This window comes from Pantoea sp. X-Soil-TKNS-1207, from assembly GCF_059730485.1.
In genome coordinates this window covers 3,343,373-3,359,647 of sequence record NZ_AP035958.1, presented here as the reverse complement: position 1 = coordinate 3,359,647, position 16,275 = coordinate 3,343,373, and the positions used below count along the sequence as shown (strand labels likewise).

15 protein-coding genes and 5 tRNA genes are annotated in these 16,275 nt (G+C 54.8%); 17 read left to right on the top strand and 3 right to left on the bottom strand.

Features of this window, described 5'->3' with window-relative positions; translation table 11 throughout:
• Positions 1-82 precede the first annotated feature (82 nt).
• Together nlpD and rpoS are read left to right on the top strand one after the other, a co-directional pair.
• A complete protein-coding gene (gene nlpD, locus AC6I8V_RS15705) occupies positions 83-1,183 on the top strand; it encodes a murein hydrolase activator NlpD (protein ID WP_497843157.1) in 1,101 nt (366 codons plus the stop codon).
• A gap of 50 nt (positions 1,184-1,233) precedes the next feature.
• Positions 1,234-2,226 (top strand): RNA polymerase sigma factor RpoS, encoded by a 993-nt coding sequence (gene rpoS / locus AC6I8V_RS15700; RefSeq protein ID WP_313376082.1) that lies wholly within the window; start codon positions 1,234-1,236, stop codon positions 2,224-2,226.
• A 70-nt stretch (positions 2,227-2,296) separates the two neighbouring features.
• On the opposite strand, the gene mutS is transcribed toward rpoS, so the two are convergent.
• Entirely contained in the window at positions 2,297-4,840 is a 2,544-nt protein-coding gene (mutS, locus tag AC6I8V_RS15695) for a DNA mismatch repair protein MutS (RefSeq protein ID WP_497845853.1), read from the bottom strand.
• A 36-nt stretch (positions 4,841-4,876) separates the two neighbouring features.
• Positions 4,877-5,017, bottom strand: coding sequence for a hypothetical protein (locus AC6I8V_RS15690; protein WP_497843156.1), 141 nt, complete (start codon positions 5,015-5,017; stop codon positions 4,877-4,879).
• Between the two features lie 187 nt (positions 5,018-5,204).
• Here AC6I8V_RS15690 and mltB point away from each other — a divergent pair, with 187 nt between their 5' ends.
• Complete coding sequence (gene mltB / locus AC6I8V_RS15685; protein WP_497843155.1) at positions 5,205-6,287, top strand: lytic murein transglycosylase B; 1,083 nt, start codon at positions 5,205-5,207, stop codon at positions 6,285-6,287.
• An 86-nt stretch (positions 6,288-6,373) separates the two neighbouring features.
• Positions 6,374-6,712, top strand: a complete 339-nt coding sequence (locus tag AC6I8V_RS15680) for a zinc ribbon domain-containing protein YjdM (protein ID WP_497843154.1) — start codon at positions 6,374-6,376, stop codon at positions 6,710-6,712.
• Positions 6,713-6,747: 35 nt separating this feature from the next.
• On the opposite strand, the gene AC6I8V_RS15675 is transcribed toward AC6I8V_RS15680, so the two are convergent.
• A complete protein-coding gene (locus AC6I8V_RS15675; RefSeq protein WP_497843153.1) occupies positions 6,748-7,635 on the bottom strand; it encodes a dihydrodipicolinate synthase family protein in 888 nt (295 codons plus the stop codon).
• 166 nt (positions 7,636-7,801) lie between these two features.
• On the opposite strand from AC6I8V_RS15675, the gene tam reads away from it, so the two are divergent.
• The 13 genes from tam to AC6I8V_RS15610 all read left to right on the top strand — a co-directional run bounded on the left by tam (position 7,802) and on the right by AC6I8V_RS15610 (position 16,267).
• Positions 7,802-8,578: a trans-aconitate 2-methyltransferase gene (tam, locus tag AC6I8V_RS15670; RefSeq protein ID WP_497843152.1), complete on the top strand. Its 777-nt coding sequence runs from the start codon at positions 7,802-7,804 to the stop codon at positions 8,576-8,578.
• 112 nt (positions 8,579-8,690) lie between these two features.
• Positions 8,691-9,185, top strand: a complete 495-nt coding sequence (gene pncC / locus AC6I8V_RS15665; protein ID WP_497843151.1) for a nicotinamide-nucleotide amidase — start codon at positions 8,691-8,693, stop codon at positions 9,183-9,185.
• A gap of 96 nt (positions 9,186-9,281) precedes the next feature.
• Positions 9,282-10,364 (top strand): recombinase RecA, encoded by a 1,083-nt coding sequence (gene recA, locus AC6I8V_RS15660; protein ID WP_497843150.1) that lies wholly within the window; start codon positions 9,282-9,284, stop codon positions 10,362-10,364.
• 107 nt (positions 10,365-10,471) lie between these two features.
• Positions 10,472-10,984, top strand: coding sequence for a regulatory protein RecX (locus tag AC6I8V_RS15655; RefSeq protein ID WP_497843149.1), 513 nt, complete (start codon positions 10,472-10,474; stop codon positions 10,982-10,984).
• Positions 10,985-11,119: 135 nt separating this feature from the next.
• Positions 11,120-13,750 carry an alanine--tRNA ligase gene (gene alaS, locus AC6I8V_RS15650; protein WP_497843148.1) on the top strand — a complete coding sequence of 877 codons (2,631 nt, stop codon included), beginning with the start codon at positions 11,120-11,122 and terminating at the stop codon, positions 13,748-13,750.
• 248 nt (positions 13,751-13,998) lie between these two features.
• A complete protein-coding gene (csrA, locus tag AC6I8V_RS15645; RefSeq protein WP_013510212.1) occupies positions 13,999-14,184 on the top strand; it encodes a carbon storage regulator CsrA in 186 nt (61 codons plus the stop codon).
• A 285-nt stretch (positions 14,185-14,469) separates the two neighbouring features.
• A tRNA-Ser gene (locus tag AC6I8V_RS15640) sits at positions 14,470-14,562 on the top strand.
• Between the two features lie 9 nt (positions 14,563-14,571).
• Positions 14,572-14,648 (top strand) — tRNA-Arg (locus AC6I8V_RS15635).
• Positions 14,649-14,734: 86 nt separating this feature from the next.
• A tRNA-Arg gene (locus AC6I8V_RS15630) sits at positions 14,735-14,811 on the top strand.
• A 58-nt stretch (positions 14,812-14,869) separates the two neighbouring features.
• Positions 14,870-14,946, top strand: a tRNA-Arg gene (locus tag AC6I8V_RS15625).
• Positions 14,947-14,990: 44 nt separating this feature from the next.
• Positions 14,991-15,067: transfer RNA gene (locus tag AC6I8V_RS15620), tRNA-Arg, on the top strand.
• A 208-nt stretch (positions 15,068-15,275) separates the two neighbouring features.
• Positions 15,276-15,842 carry a fructose-1-phosphate/6-phosphogluconate phosphatase gene (gene yqaB / locus AC6I8V_RS15615; protein WP_497843147.1) on the top strand — a complete coding sequence of 189 codons (567 nt, stop codon included), beginning with the start codon at positions 15,276-15,278 and terminating at the stop codon, positions 15,840-15,842.
• A complete protein-coding gene (locus AC6I8V_RS15610) occupies positions 15,839-16,267 on the top strand; it encodes a YqaA family protein (protein ID WP_497843146.1) in 429 nt (142 codons plus the stop codon). Before yqaB ends, AC6I8V_RS15610 begins: the two co-directional genes overlap by 4 nt.
• Positions 16,268-16,275 lie beyond the last annotated feature (8 nt).

Genomic DNA, 16,275 nt, shown 5'->3' with positions numbered 1-16,275 from the left:
CCGTTTTCGACGCACCACGCAGTGTATAACGCGGTTATCGCAGTCACACAGTTATATTCAGGATTGCCATCTCGGGGGATCAATGAGCATGGGAAGCACAGTATTTCAATTACGCCGTTTGGCGGCACTGACACTGGTTGGTTTTGGGCTGGCGGGCTGTAGTAGCTCCAGCGACAATTCACAGGCCCCCATTAGCCAGATTGGCGGTAATGGTGGCAACAGCGGCATGAACGACACTTCAGGCGGCGGCGTACCAGCAATGCCTCACGGCGGAATGTTAAGCGGCGGAACACCTTCAGCACCGCCCTCCGGTGGAATGTTAAGTGGCAATAATAATGTGACGACTGAAAATGGTCGCATCGTGTACAACCGCAATTATGGGAATATTCCGAAAGGAAGCTACGGCGGGGAGACCTACACCGTCAAACGCGGCGACACCCTGTTCTATATTGCGTGGATTACCGGCAACGATTATCGCGACCTCGCGCAACGTAACAACATCGCGGCGCCCTATGGCCTGAGCGCCGGTCAGACGCTGCAGGTGGGTAACGGTTCAGGCCAGTCAATTACTGGCGGCAATGCCATCACGGCAGCCGATGCAACCCAGGGCGGCGTGCCTGTCACACCGGGTTCTTCGCAAATTAAATCGACCCCGGTTGCACAGCAACCTGTTATTACGTATTCTGATGATTCGGGTAATTCTTCAGGCAGCAAATTGTTGCCGTCGAAAGGGGCAAATAATGTGGCAATGACCACAGCTCCGGTTACTGTACCGCCCACGGTCAGCAGCACTACGAACAGCACAACACCAGTTGGAAGCTGGCGTTGGCCGACCGATGGGAAGATCATCGATAACTTCTCCGCTGCGGAAGGCGGAAACAAAGGGATCGATATCGCCGGTTCGCGTGGACAACCTGTTGTCGCCACTGCTTCGGGACGAGTGGTATACGCAGGCAACGCGCTCCGCGGGTACGGTAATTTAATCATCATCAAACACAATGATGACTACCTGAGTGCCTACGCCCATAACGATACAATGCTGGTCCGGGAACAACAGGAAGTTAAGGCGGGGCAGAAGATCGCTACTATGGGTAGCACCGGAACCAGTTCAGTAAGATTGCATTTTGAAATTCGTTACAAGGGGAAATCCGTAAATCCGTTGCGTTATTTGCCGCAGCGATAATCCGGCAGAACCCTGGTGTTCTGCCCTTGGATCACGGGTAGGAGCCGCTTATGAGCCAGAATACGCTGAAAGTTAACGAGTTACACGAAGACGCGGAATTCGAGGAGAACGGAGCTGAGGTTTTTGATGAGAAGGCTCTCGTTGAGAACGAACCTGGTGATAACGAAGTAGCTGAAGAAGAGTTGTTGTCACAGGGTGCGACGCAACGCGTTTTGGACGCGACGCAGCTCTACCTCGGAGAGATTGGTTATTCTCCATTGTTAACGGCGGAAGAAGAGGTGTTCTTTGCCCGTCGTGCATTACGAGGCGACATTCCATCTCGCCGCCGAATGATAGAAAGTAACTTACGCCTGGTGGTGAAAATTGCCCGTCGTTACAGCAATCGTGGTCTGGCACTGCTGGATCTGATTGAAGAGGGTAATCTTGGCCTGATTCGCGCCGTTGAGAAGTTTGACCCGGAACGCGGGTTCCGCTTTTCAACATACGCCACCTGGTGGATTCGACAGACCATTGAACGGGCGATCATGAACCAAACCCGTACCATTCGTCTGCCAATCCATATTGTTAAAGAGTTAAATGTCTATCTGCGTACCGCGCGTGAACTCTCACACAAGCTCGATCATGAGCCGAGTGCTGAAGAGATTGCCGAGCAGCTGGACAAGCCGGTTGATGATGTAAGCCGTATGCTGCGTCTCAACGAGCGCATTACCTCGGTTGACACACCACTCGGTGGTGATTCCGAAAAAGCGCTGCTGGATATCCTGGCCGATGAAAAAGATAACGGCCCGGAAGACACCACGCAGGACGATGATATGAAACAAAGCATCGTTAAGTGGTTGTTTGAACTGAATGCCAAGCAGCGTGAAGTGCTGGCGCGTCGTTTCGGCCTGTTGGGCTATGAAGCGGCAACCCTTGAAGATGTGGGCCGCGAAATCGGTTTGACCCGTGAGCGTGTTCGTCAGATTCAGGTAGAAGGTCTGCGTCGTCTGCGTGAAATTTTGCAGACTCAGGGCCTGAATATCGAAGCACTTTTTCGTGAATAACGCGCAATTGCCAACAAAAACGGTGACCATCTGGTCACCGTTTTTTTATGCCTGCTATTCAGGATGATGGCTACACCAGCGTCTTGAGACGATAGATCCACTCCAGCGCCTGGCGGGGTGTCAGGCTATCCGGGTCCAGCGCTTCCAGCGCTTCAACCGCAGGCGACGTTTCTGCCACCAGCAGCGGCAGCTGCGATCCTTCCACCGTCGAACCTGCGGTACTGCCAGACAGGGTTTCCAGCTCCTTCAGCTTATGCCGCGCGCGCTTGATCACCTCTTTCGGTACGCCCGCCAGCGCCGCTACGGCAAGTCCGTAACTTTTGCTGGCCGCGCCATCCTGCACGCTGTGCATAAACGCGATGGTGTCGCCATGTTCCACGGCATCGAGATGAACGTTGACGACGCCTTCCATTTTTTCCGGCAGGGTAGTCAGCTCGAAATAGTGGGTAGCGAACAGCGTCATTGCTTTGATGCGATTGGCGAGACTCTCGGCACAGGCCCAGGCCAGCGACAGACCATCGTAGGTTGAGGTGCCACGTCCAATTTCATCCATCAACACCAGGCTGTTCTCGGTGGCGTTATGCAGAATATTGGCGGTCTCCGTCATCTCTACCATAAAGGTTGAGCGTCCTGATGCCAGGTCGTCTGCGGCCCCAACGCGGGTAAAGATGCGGTCGATAGGACCAATAACCGTTTCCTCAGCGGGAACAAAACTGCCGATCCATGCCATCAACGCGATCAACGCCGTTTGACGCATATAGGTACTTTTACCGCCCATGTTGGGACCAGTAATGATCAACATACGTCGCTGGGGTGACAGGGTCAGCGGGTTGGCGATAAAGGGTTCTTTCAGTACCTGCTCCACCACCGGATGGCGGCCGCCGATAATGCGGATACCCGCTTTATCCTGTAGCACCGGACGACAGTAGTTGAGCGTCCAGGCGCGCTCCGCCAGGTTGCTCAGCACATCCAGTTCGGCCAGCGCCGCAGCGCTTAATTGCAGGGCTTCGAGGTGCGGCAAAAGGCGATCGAACAACTCGTCATACAGCCCCTTTTCCAGCGCCAGCGCTTTCCCTTTCGAGGTCAGCACCTTGTCTTCGTACTCTTTCAGCTCTGGAATGATATAGCGTTCGGCATTCTTCAGCGTCTGGCGGCGTACATAGTTGATCGGCACCAGATGGCTCTGACCACGGCTAACCTGAATGTAGTAACCATGTACCGCATTGAAGCCGACTTTTAGCGTGTCCAGCCCCAGTTTTTCCCGTTCGCGGATTTCCAGACGATCGAGATAATCGCTGGCGCCATCGGCCAGGGCGCGCCACTCATCCAGTTCGGCGTTATAACCGGGCGCGATCACGCCGCCGTCGCGTACCAGCACCGGGGGCGATTCGATGATGGCGTTTTCCAGCAATTCACGCAGGTCGCTGAAATCGCCCATCTGGGTGCGCAGCTGAACCAGCTGCGGTGCTTCCGCTTGTGCCAGCAAGGTATGCAGTTCTGGCAATTGCTGGAAAGCGTGTCGCATCCGCGCGAGGTCGCGCGGGCGGGCGGTACGCAACGCCAGGCGGGCGAGGATACGTTCCAGATCGCCAATCTGGCGCAGAACCGGTTGCAGCTCTTCGCTGTGCGCCTGCAACTCCGCGATGGATTGCTGGCGGCGTGCGATGGTCGTGACATCACGCAGCGGCATATGCAGCCAGCGTTTCAGCATACGGCTGCCCATCGGCGTAACGGTTTTATCCAGCACCGCGGCGAGGGTGTTTTCAATGCCGCCGGCCAGGTTTTGCGTGATTTCCAGATTGCGGCGCGTGGCGGCATCCATAATCACGCTATCCTGCTGGCGCTCCATGCTGAGTGAACGAATATGGGGCAGGGACGTGCGCTGGGTATCTTTGACGTATTGCAGCAGACAACCCGCCGCACGCAGCGCCAGATGCGCCTGCTCGACGCCAAAACCGTTAAGATCGCGCGTGCCGAATTGCAGGTTCAGCTGCTGGCGGGCGGTATCGATTTCATATTCCCACAGCGGGCGGCGACGCAGCCCACGGCGCTGGTCAATGAGCGCCATGGCCTGAAAATCTTCCGGGTAGAGCAATTCCGCCGGGTTAGTACGTTGCAACTCGGCGGCCATGGTTTCCTGGTCGCCGGGTTCGCTCAGACGAAAACGACCGGAACTGATATCGAGAGTGGCATAGCCAAAGCCGCGCTGGCTCTGGAAAATCGCGGCCAGCAGGTTATCCTGGCGCTCCTGCAACAGCGCTTCATCGCTGATGGTGCCTGGCGTAACAATACGCACCACTTTACGTTCAACCGGGCCTTTGCTGAGCGCCGGGTCGCCAATTTGCTCGCAAATCGCCACCGACTCGCCTAACTGAACCAGTTTTGCCAGATAACCTTCCACCGCATGGTAAGGCACACCCGCCATCGGAATGGGTTCACCGGCGGAGGCGCCCCGTTTGGTCAGTGAGATTTCCAGCAGCTGCGAAGCACGTTTTGCATCGTCGTAAAACAGCTCATAAAAATCACCCATGCGATAAAACAGCAGAATGTCAGGATGATCGGCCTTGAGGCGCAGGTATTGCTGCATCATTGGCGTATGGGCGCTGAAGTCCATTTGCTCTGCTCCTTTCATCTCTTTCTCACTTTGCATTTACTCTTTGATTGCCTGCCATGCGGTATCGCCGCAGGGGAAAATGTCGTTATTCAGATGGGGCGATAACGAAAGGAGGGATGTTACCATTTTTGCTGCCTCTCCTTCATCCGCCAGCCATTCTTTCTGGTTGCCGACCATAGCAAATCGCCGCGCCGGGAAAAAAAGAAAAAACAGACAAATGATAAACTGTGGAAGCGGGTCGCAAATTTTGTCAGAAAGCGTCGCGACGGTGATAACTGACGTAAATTTAAGATATTGCCCTGTAAGTCATTTAGCTGAACGATTAACATGTTGGCTCTGGTTTCACCTGGCTTATGGAAATCCAATGCGTTTTAAGGTTGCCCTTCTCCCGCTTATTACTCTGCTTGCTGCCTGCAGCAGTAAGCCTGAAACATCCCAGCAACCCGCCGTCGTTCAGGCACCTCAGGGTGGTTTTTTACTGGACTCATCGCACGCGATGCAGCCGATGTTTGGCGATTTTGCGGATAATCCCGCGGCTGAACAGTTTATTGACCAGATGGTGGCGAAGCACGGTTTTGATCGCCAGCAGCTGCATAACGTGATTGGACAGGCGAAGCGGCTCGATTATGTGTTGCGTCTGATGGATCAACAGGCACCAAGCTACACTCCACCGACCGGACCGAACGGCGCCTGGATTCGCTATCGCAATAAATTTATCACCCCGGATAACGTGCAAAACGGTGTGGCTTTCTGGAATCAATACCAGGATGCGCTGCAACGCGCCCAACAGGTGTACGGTGTGCCGCCGGAAATTATTGTTGGCATCATTGGCGTTGAGACTCGCTGGGGCAGGGTGATGGGGAAAACCCGGTTGCTGGATGCGCTGGCGACGCTGTCGTTCAGCTATCCGCGTCGTGCGGCCTACTTCAGTAGCGAGCTGGAAACCTTCCTGCTGATGGCGCGCACCGAGCAGGATGATCCGCTCGATCTGCGCGGTTCCTTTGCCGGGGCAATGGGCTACGGTCAGTTTATGCCCTCTTCCTATAAGCAGTATGCGGTCGATTTCAATGGTGACGGACACATCAACCTGTGGGATCCGGTCGATGCTATCGGCAGCGTAGCCAATTACTTCAAAGCACACGGCTGGCGTTCCGGCGAGTCGGTCGCGGTACCGGCCAGCGGACAAGCTCCGGCGCTGGAAAATGGTTTCAAAACCCTTTATCCGGTAAGCACGTTGATGGCCAGTGGCCTGACGCCACAAGGTTCGCTGGACGGCAACAATCAGGCCAGCCTGCTGCGTCTCGATCTTGGCACCAGTTATCAATACTGGTACGGACTGCCCAATTTCTACGTCATCACTCGCTACAATCACAGTACCCATTACGCGATGGCGGTGTGGCAGCTGGGCGAGGCGGTCAGCAAAGCGCGTCAGGGCGCGATGTTTTAACGCTGTCCTTACTAAGTGTAAGGAGATAAGATAGCGCCCCTTTTGCGGCGCCATCTTCGCCGTGAGCCGATCTCTGAGGAGTGTTTATGAATACCTTACCTGCCTGTCCTGAATGCCATGCTGATTACACCTGGCAGGATGGCGAGAAGCTGAACTGCCCATCCTGCGGGCATATCTGGTCGCCTGCGGCTGATGATTTGTCCTCTGACGGCCTACAGGTCCGTGATGCGAACGGCAACCAGCTGGCAGATGGCGATAGCGTCACCGTTATCAAAGATCTGAAGGTAAAAGGCAGCTCCTCAACCCTGAAAATCGGCACCAAAGTTAAAAGCATTCGCCTGGTCGAAGGCGATCACAACATCGATTGTAAAATTGATGGTTTTGGCCCGATGAAACTCAAATCTGAATTTGTGAAAAAGAACTGATTACCGGACGGCATTGCGCCGTCCGCGTTGCTTATTTATCCCAGCAGCTGGTCAATCGCTTCACACTGCGCGGCAGTTAATTCACCGCCGTAATTACGCGAACGGCTGTTCATCGATTCATAACGGCGGGCGACGGCGGTTTTGATGGTGGTGACAAAGTCGTCACCCAGCGTATAGATCGCCATCAGCTTGCCGATACGTTGCTGAATCGCTGTTAACTGCGGTAAATCGCCCGCGCGCCATGCCTGCATCGCCTGGGCAAATAATTCCGGCACAATGTTGTTTAGTCCGGAAATCACTCCCGCACCGCCTGCCAGTAAATTCGGCAACAGATATTCGTCATAGCCGGACAGCACCGCAAAATCAGTGCGCACTTTACGTGTTTCTTCGATCAGCGCGCGGTTGTGCGACAGGCAATCAACAGTGTCTTTGATGCCGATAAAATTCGGTAATTCTGCCGCCAGCTCCGCCACCAGCGCGGGGGTTAAATCGCAGCCGGTACGCGCCGGGAAATTGTAGGCAAACCACTTACCCCCCAGCTGCTTATCCAGCGCTTTGAAGTAGCTCAGCAACTGTTGCTGCGTCTGGCCATAATAGTAAGGCGGCAGCACCATCACCGCGTCAAAACCGTGCTGCCATGCGGCTTCAGCCAGTTGCAGCATATCAGGCACGCAGGTACTGGAAACGTTGGCAACCATCGTCAGAGGGGAGAGCTGGCGTGCTTCGCGCATTAACCGCAGCCGTTCCTGTTGGGTGAGCGACGCGAACTCACCGATGCTACCCATCAATAGCAGCGTATCAATGCCAGAATGATTGAGCCGGTCAAAATGACGACCCAGCGCGTCAATATCGACCTCGCCGCGGTTATCAAAAGGGGTTACTGATGGACACCAGACGCCAGAAAGTGCGGGTTGTGCAGCCATAACAAACTCCTTAGCATAAAAAATGAAACGTCGTTTTAACTTAATGACCAATACGCAAACTGACCAGCCATCGGGTATCAAAAAGGTGAAGTACCGCACTTTTCCTCCCCTGAAAACAGTAAAAGCGGGTAGTGTGTGGTTCTTCGGATCAGACAGGAGTGTGTCAATGCAAGACTGGAATCCACAGCTATATCGGCAGTTTGAATCGGAAAGGACCCGCCCGGCGCGTGAGCTGCTGGCGCGGATTGCGACCCCGGAAGTGCGTTACGCCACCGATTTAGGCTGCGGGCCGGGCAACAGCACCGAACTGCTGGCCGAGGCCTGGCCTGAGGCGACAGTCTGCGGTATCGACAGTTCAGAAGCGATGCTGGTTCAGGCGCGTGAACGTTTGCCGGATTGCCGCTTTGAGCAGGCAGATATCCGCCACTGGCAGGCCGAACAGCCGCAGCAGGTGATTTACGCCAATGCCTCACTGCAATGGCTGAGTGACCACCACCAGCTGTTGCCACATCTGGTGAGCCAGCTTGCTATCGGTGGCTCGCTGGCGATGCAGATGCCCGATAACCTTGATGAGCCTTCACATCGCCTGATGCGCGAGGTGGCAGCCGACGAGCGCTGGCAGGCGCATATCTCCCCTCAGGCTGCCGATCGTAAGCGCTTACTCACCGCCGGGCAATATTATGACCTGCTGAGCGAGGCGGGTTGCGAGGTTGATATCTGGCGCACCACCTATTACCACCGCATGGCCGATGCGCAGGCAATCATTACCTGGCTGCGCGCCACAGGGCTGCGTCCTTTCCTCGCCGGATTGGATGAAAGCCAGCAGCAGGCTTTTTTACAGCAATATCATCAGGCGTTGATCCCGGCGTATCCAGCCCGGGCGGATGGCCAGGTTTTGCTAGCCTTCCCGCGTCTTTTTATGGTGGCGATGAAAACCCGCTAAAGCCGGTGGAATCCCGCACGCAAAACGCGACAGAAGGCGGGGGAGTGGGGTTGAAAAGGGTCCTCCACCGCACCATTTCCTGTTAACGTGAGCGCCATACAAGGAGAAGGCGATGAACGATGAACAGTTACAACAGTTGAGTCGTCGTATTGGCGAGCAGCTAAAACAGCGCAAGGCTACCATTACCGCTGCGGAGTCCTGCACCGGCGGCTGGATTGCGAAAGTGTTTACCGATATCAGCGGCAGTTCCGTCTGGTTTGAACGCAGCTTCGTGACATACAGCAACGAGGCCAAGCAGCAGATGGTGGGCGTGCAGGACAGCACGCTGGCGCAGTTTGGAGCGGTTAGTGAACAAACCGTACGTGAGATGGCGGCAGGTGCCTGCCAGGCCGCAGCAGCACAGTATGCGATTGCAGTCAGCGGCATTGCCGGCCCGGATGGCGGAACCCCGGAGAAACCGGTGGGCACCGTCTGGTTTGGCTTTGCCGGACCGCAAGGGCGCGTCGTGGCATACCGCCAGCGTTTTGATGGCGACCGCGATGCAGTGCGGCGTCAGTCCGTGGCCTGGGCGCTCCAGACGCTGCATGATGAATTTCTGACAAATTAAACTTGATACTGTATGACTGTACAGTATAATTACCGGCAACAGAACGCGAGCAGGCATACTGAGATGTCCGCTTACCCGGCATGATTAGGAGTGGAAATGGCGATTGACGAAAACAAACAGAAGGCTTTAGCTGCCGCGCTGGGCCAGATTGAGAAACAATTTGGTAAAGGCTCCATCATGCGCCTGGGTGAAGACCGCTCGATGGATGTTGAAACCATCTCCACCGGCTCACTTTCCCTGGATATCGCGCTGGGCGCTGGCGGCCTGCCAATGGGCCGTATCGTTGAGATTTATGGCCCGGAATCCTCGGGTAAAACCACGCTGACCCTGCAGGTGATTGCCGCTGCACAGCGCAAAGGCAAAACCTGTGCCTTTATCGATGCCGAGCACGCGCTGGACCCGGTATACGCCAAAAAACTGGGCGTCGACATTGATAACCTGCTGTGTTCGCAGCCGGATACCGGTGAGCAGGCGCTGGAAATCTGTGATGCTCTGGCGCGTTCTGGTGCGGTTGACGTCATCATCGTTGACTCCGTGGCAGCACTGACGCCGAAAGCAGAAATTGAAGGCGAGATCGGCGACTCTCACATGGGTCTGGCAGCACGTATGATGAGCCAGGCGATGCGTAAGCTGGCGGGTAACCTGAAGCAGTCCAATACGCTGCTGATTTTCATCAACCAGATTCGTATGAAGATTGGTGTGATGTTCGGTAACCCGGAAACCACCACCGGTGGTAACGCGCTGAAATTCTACGCTTCCGTACGTCTCGATATTCGCCGCATCGGCGCTATCAAAGAGGGCGACGAAGTGGTGGGCAGCGAAACCCGCGTCAAAGTGGTGAAGAACAAAATTGCGGCGCCTTTCAAGCAGGCTGAGTTCCAGATCATGTACGGCGAAGGCATCAACACCTTCGGTGAACTGGTTGACCTGGGCGTGAAACACAAGCTGGTTGAGAAGGCGGGTGCCTGGTACAGCTACAACGGCGACAAGATTGGTCAGGGTAAAGCCAACTCGACCAACTTCCTGAAAGAGAATCCGGCCATTGCCAACGAAATCGATCAGAAGCTGCGTGACATGCTGCTGACCGGCGCAACGGCCGGTGCGGGTGCGAGTGCCGGTGCTGCGGAGGTTTCCGCAGGCGACTACGAAGAAGCCAGCGAAACTAACGAAGATTTCTGATACCTCAACGGGAGCGCTCTGCTCCCGTTTTGTTTTCCCCCCGCCAGCACTTTCCCTCTTTGTTTTCTTGCTTTACCCTGCGCCACTGTCTGAACAAGGTAGGTCATATGTCATCATCTCCGACACCCGCGCCAACATTTTCACGCTTACTGGATCGTGCCATGCGTATCCTGTCACAGCGCGATCACAGCCGCGAAGAACTCAAACGCAAATTGCAACTTTCCTCCCAGCGGGCAGCCTGGATGCAGCAGCAGGAAAAGGCAGAACCGATCCCGGAAGAACTGCTGGATCAAGTGGCTGACTGGTGTCAGCAGAGTGGCTGGCTGGACGATCAACGCTTCACGGAACGCTTTATAGTTAGCCGCAGCCGTAAAGGCTATGGCCCGCAACGTATCCGGATGGAGCTGCAACAAAAAGGGATCGGCCGCGATGAAATCGATCAGGCGTTGTTTGATACCGAGGTCAACTGGGTCCATTGCGCGGCCGAACTGGCGGGACGCAAATTTGGCGACCCGCTGCCGCAGGACTGGGCCGGAAAGAGCAAAGTCCTGCGTTTTCTGATGACAAAAGGCTTTCTGATGGAAGATATTCAGGCCATTTTCAGAAATTTTGATGACTGAAAGGCGATGGGATTTTACTTCCCACTGAAGAAAATTTATCTTATTCCCACTTTTTGTTCCTCAGTCAGGGGCGGCCGGGCGGATGCGGCGTGCCAGACGAAAGGGAACGTTCGTTAGCGTGATTCCAGGAAATTTATGAGCAAGAGCACTGCTGAGATCCGTCAAGCGTTTCTCGACTTTTTCCATAGCAAGGGACATCAGGTTGTAACCAGCAGCTCCCTCGTACCGAACAACGACCCGACGCTGCTGTTTACCAACGCCGGGATGAACCAGTTTAAAGACGTTTTCCTCGGTCAGGATAAGCGCGATTACTCGCGTGCGACCACGGCGCAGCGTTGCGTACGTGCCGGTGGCAAGCACAACGACCTCGAAAACGTGGGCTACACCGCGCGTCACCACACCTTCTTTGAAATGCTGGGCAACTTCAGCTTTGGCGACTACTTCAAAAAAGACGCGATTGCCTATGCCTGGGAACTGCTGACGGGTGAGCAGTGGTTTAAGCTGCCGAAAGAACGTCTCTGGGTTACCGTCTATGAAACTGACGATGAAGCCTACGATATCTGGGCCAACGATATTGGCGTGCCGCGCGAGCGTATTATTCGTATCGGCGACAACAAAGGTAGTGCCTACGCATCAGATAACTTCTGGCAGATGGGTGATACCGGTCCGTGCGGCCCGTGCAGCGAAATCTTCTTCGATCATGGCGATCACATCTGGGGGGGCCCGCCGGGCAGCCCGGAAGAAGATGGTGACCGTTACATTGAAATCTGGAACATCGTTTTCATGCAGTTCAACCGTCAGGCCGACGGGACTATGCAGCCGCTGCCGAAGCCTTCAGTGGATACCGGTATGGGACTGGAGCGTATCGCCGCGGTGCTGCAACACGTTAACTCCAACTATGAAATCGATCTGTTCGCCAAACTGATTAAGTCTGTTGCCGAAGTGACCGGCGCAACTGATGACCTCAGCAACAAATCGCTGCGCGTTATCGCTGACCACATCCGCTCCTGCGCCTTCCTGATTGCTGATGGCGTGATCCCCTCGAACGAAAACCGTGGTTATGTGTTGCGCCGCATCATTCGTCGCGCGGTACGTCACGGCAATATGCTGGGCGCGAAAGACGCATTCTTCTATAAGCTGGTCGCCCCGCTGATTGCCGTGATGGGACCGGCAGGCGAAGATCTGCAACGTCAGCAGGTTCAGGTCGAGAACGTCCTGAAAGCCGAAGAAGAACAGTTTGCCAAAACGCTGGAGCGTGGTCTGGCGCTGCTGGATGAAGAACTGGCGAAACTGCAGGGCGATACGCTCGATGGTGAAACCGTTTTCCGTCTTTACGATACTTTCGGCTTCCCGGTGGATCTGACCGCTGACGTATGCCGTGAGCGTAATCTGAAGATTGATGAAGCTGGATTTGAAGTGGCGATGGAGCAGCAACGCCAGCGTGCGCGTGAAGCCAGTGGATTTGGTGCCGATTACAACAACGTTATCCGCATTGATTCTGCTTCTGCGTTTAAAGGTTACGACCAGCTGGCGCTGACCTCTACCGTACAGGCGCTGTTTGTCGACGGCCAGCAGGTTGAGCAGGTGAGTGCCGGTCAGGACGCGGTGGTGGTGCTGGATGAAACCCCGTTCTACGGTGAATCGGGTGGTCAGGTCGGCGATACCGGCGTACTGGCTGGGAACAATGCTGAATTTAGCGTGCAGGACACACAGAAGTATGGCCAGGCGATTGGTCATATCGGTAAGCTGACTAACGGCCAGCTGCGTGTTGGCGATCGCCTGAGTGCGCAGGTTGATGAAGAACGCCGCGCGCGTATCCGTCTGAACCACTCAGCGACACACCTGCTGCATGCAGCGTTGCGTCAGGTGCTCGGTGAGCATGTGGCGCAGAAAGGCTCGCTGGTAAACGACAAGTACCTGCGTTTCGACTTCTCCCATTTTGAAGCCATGAAGCCGCAGGAAATCCGTCAGGTTGAGGATATCGTCAACGCGCAGATTCGTCGTAACCTGGCGGTTGAGACCAATGTCATGGATCTCGAAGCGGCCAAAGCGAAGGGCGCAATGGCGCTGTTTGGCGAGAAATACGATCAACGTGTTCGCGTACTGAGCATGGGTGATTTCTCTACCGAGCTTTGTGGTGGCACACATGCCGCGCGCACCGGTGATATCGGCCTGTTCCGTATTCTGTCTGAGTCAGGGACTGCGGCGGGCGTCCGTCGTATCGAAGCCGTTACGGGTGAAGGTGCGCTGGCGCAGGTTAACGCGCAGAGCCATCAGCTGCATGATCTCGCGCAGCTGGTGAAAGCCAACAGCAGCAACCTGAACGAAAAAGTTCGCGGACTGGTGGACCACGTACGCGCGCTGGAAAAAGAATTACAGCAACTGCGCGACCAGCAGGCAGCACAGGAAAGTGCTTCACTCAGCAGCAAAGCTGTTGAGGTGAAAGGCACCAAACTGCTGGTAAGCGAACTGAGCAACGTCGAGCCGAAGATGCTGCGTACCATGATGGATGACCTGAAAAATCAGCTTGGGTCTGCCATTATCGTGCTGGCAACGGTAGCGGAAGGCAAAGTTTCGCTGATTGCCGGCGTGACCAAAGATCTGACCGACCGCGTAAAAGCGGGTGAACTGGTCGGCGAACTGGCTGCGCAGGTGGGTGGCAAAGGCGGTGGTCGCCCGGATATGGCACAAGCCGGTGGTACTAATCCGCAGGCTCTGGCAGGTGCACTGGCGAGTGTGCACGGCTGGGTTAGCAATCGACTGTAACGAAATAAAACTAAGCATCGTGGAGAGCGCCGAGACAGTTGTTCCGGCGCTTTTTAACGCGATGTGCACCCGGTAATGACAAAGTCAGGTTGAGGCAGTGTATTTCGGCTAAACTAACTATCAGCAGAATGTATTGGCGTGGCAAACCACAATGGTGTATTTGTCATAGACATTGTTCAGCGTTATATGATGGATATGGCCGGGAACCCGAACAGGCCCGACTCTTTTAATCTTTCAAGGAGCAAAGAATGCTTATTCTAACTCGTCGAGTTGGTGAAACCCTCATGATTGGCGATGAGGTGACTGTAACGGTGCTGGGAGTTAAAGGTAACCAGGTCCGTATTGGCGTCAATGCGCCTAAAGAAGTTTCGGTGCATCGCGAAGAGATCTATCAGCGCATTCAGGCCGAAAAAGCTCAGCCTACGAGTTACTAACGGATTCAGCGCCTCGCTATGATGCGAGGCGCTACCGCTTTCTCCCTCCAGATTTACCTTCCCCCTGCATTTTTTTATTTCCCATTTTGTTATCTGTATCCAGCTTTCGCTGTTGATTAATCACTCTTTTTGTCGGCATATTGCGCGGATTGTCTGTCATTTGTGCAAACGAACCTGTAGTGGGAAAAATTGTTTGACTTATAAGTGCGGGAAAGTAATATGTGCGCCACGCAGTGCCGATGAGCGGAAACAAAGTTCAGAAGCACGGTTCGTAAGAACGCGTAAGGTGAGGTGGCCGAGAGGCTGAAGGCGCTCCCCTGCTAAGGGAGTATGCGGTCAAAAGCTGCATCCGGGGTTCGAATCCCCGCCTCACCGCCATTTTCCGATGCATCCATAGCTCAGCTGGATAGAGTACTCGGCTACGAACCGAGCGGTCGGAGGTTCGAATCCTCCTGGATGCACCATCGGAAATGACGAAGTAAAGAGTGAACGAGCAGTTCCTTTCATGGTGAGTTGTTAGCACCCTGCGTTGTACAAGAATTTTCAAAATGCATCCATAGCTCAGCTGGATAGAGTACTCGGCTACGAACCGAGCGGTCGGAGGTTCGAATCCTCCTGGATGCACCATTCTTCGTAACATTCCCAGGTTGGTTTCAGTTAGTCCATTGCAAGAAAATCTCTCAATGCATCCATAGCTCAGCTGGATAGAGTACTCGGCTACGAACCGAGCGGTCGGAGGTTCGAATCCTCCTGGATGCACCATTCTTTATCACATCCCCGAATTGTTTGACTCGCTGTACCCCAATGCATCCATAGCTCAGCTGGATAGAGTACTCGGCTACGAACCGAGCGGTCGGAGGTTCGAATCCTCCTGGATGCACCATCACTTCGCTCTCTTCTTCCTGATAACGTCTCCGTTGTAAAAAAAGCACTGAATTAACCGCCATTTATGCACGGCACCGCGCTCTGACCTTTTTCCTAAAACCAAAATTGCTAATGCTTTCAAAGCATTTGCTGTTAAGCACACCTGGCGACAACCTGAGCGCATTACGCTAAAGTAATGGCACATTTGCTGGACGTCCGGAGTGACAATGTACGACCAATATGACGCCCTGATTTTCGATATGGACGGCACTATCCTCGATTCTGAGCCGACACATCGAAAAGCCTGGCATCAGATACTCAGCCGCTATGGATTCACCATGGATGACGAAAAAATGGTGAGCTTCAACGGTGCGCCGACCTGGCAACTGGCGCAATTCATAATCAAAGAGAACAACGCGACGCACGATCCTCATCTGCTGGCGGCGGAAAAGACCGAAGCCTTCAAAGCGATGTTGCTGGATGGCGTGCGTCCCTTGCCGCTGATGGAGGTGGTAAAGGCTTACCACGGACGCCGTCCAATGGCAGTGGGCACCGGCAGCCAACACAGTCTGGCGGAGGCCCTGTTGAAGCAGCTGGGTGTTTATCATCTCTTTACCGCAGTCGTTGGCGCCGATGATGTGCAGCGCCATAAACCGCAACCCGATACCTTTCTGCGTTGCGCCGAATTGATGGGCGTAGCGCCTGCTCGTTGTGTGGTATTCGAGGATGCTGACTTTGGCGTGCAGGCGGCTAAAGCAGCGGGCATGGATGTGGTTGATGTCCGTTTACTGTGAGTGAATTTCTGACTTATGGCTCGTTATTCAGCAGTAGCTTTCTGAGTGCCACCCTCCTTCCGGGAAGCTCAGAAGCGGTGCTGGTTGCCTTGTTGATCGCCCAAAAGGGGTCGGTCTATGGGTTGCTATTGGCTGCATCAGTGGGAAACACGCTGGGTGGCCTGACGAACATTCTTCTTGGTCGCCTGATGCCGCCAAAAGGGCAGGGGCGATGGCATAACACAGCAATGACGTGGTTACACCGATTGGGACCCGCAGCTCTGTTGTTTAGCTGGCTGCCGGTAGTGGGCGATCTGCTTTGCGTCGTCGCAGGCTGGTTGCGCGTTGCCTGGCTTCCGGCGCTGCTGTTTCTCGCCATCGGTAAAACACTACGTTACATCGTTATCGCGACGGCCACCTTACAAGGTTTGCAATGGTGGCATTGATTCGCACA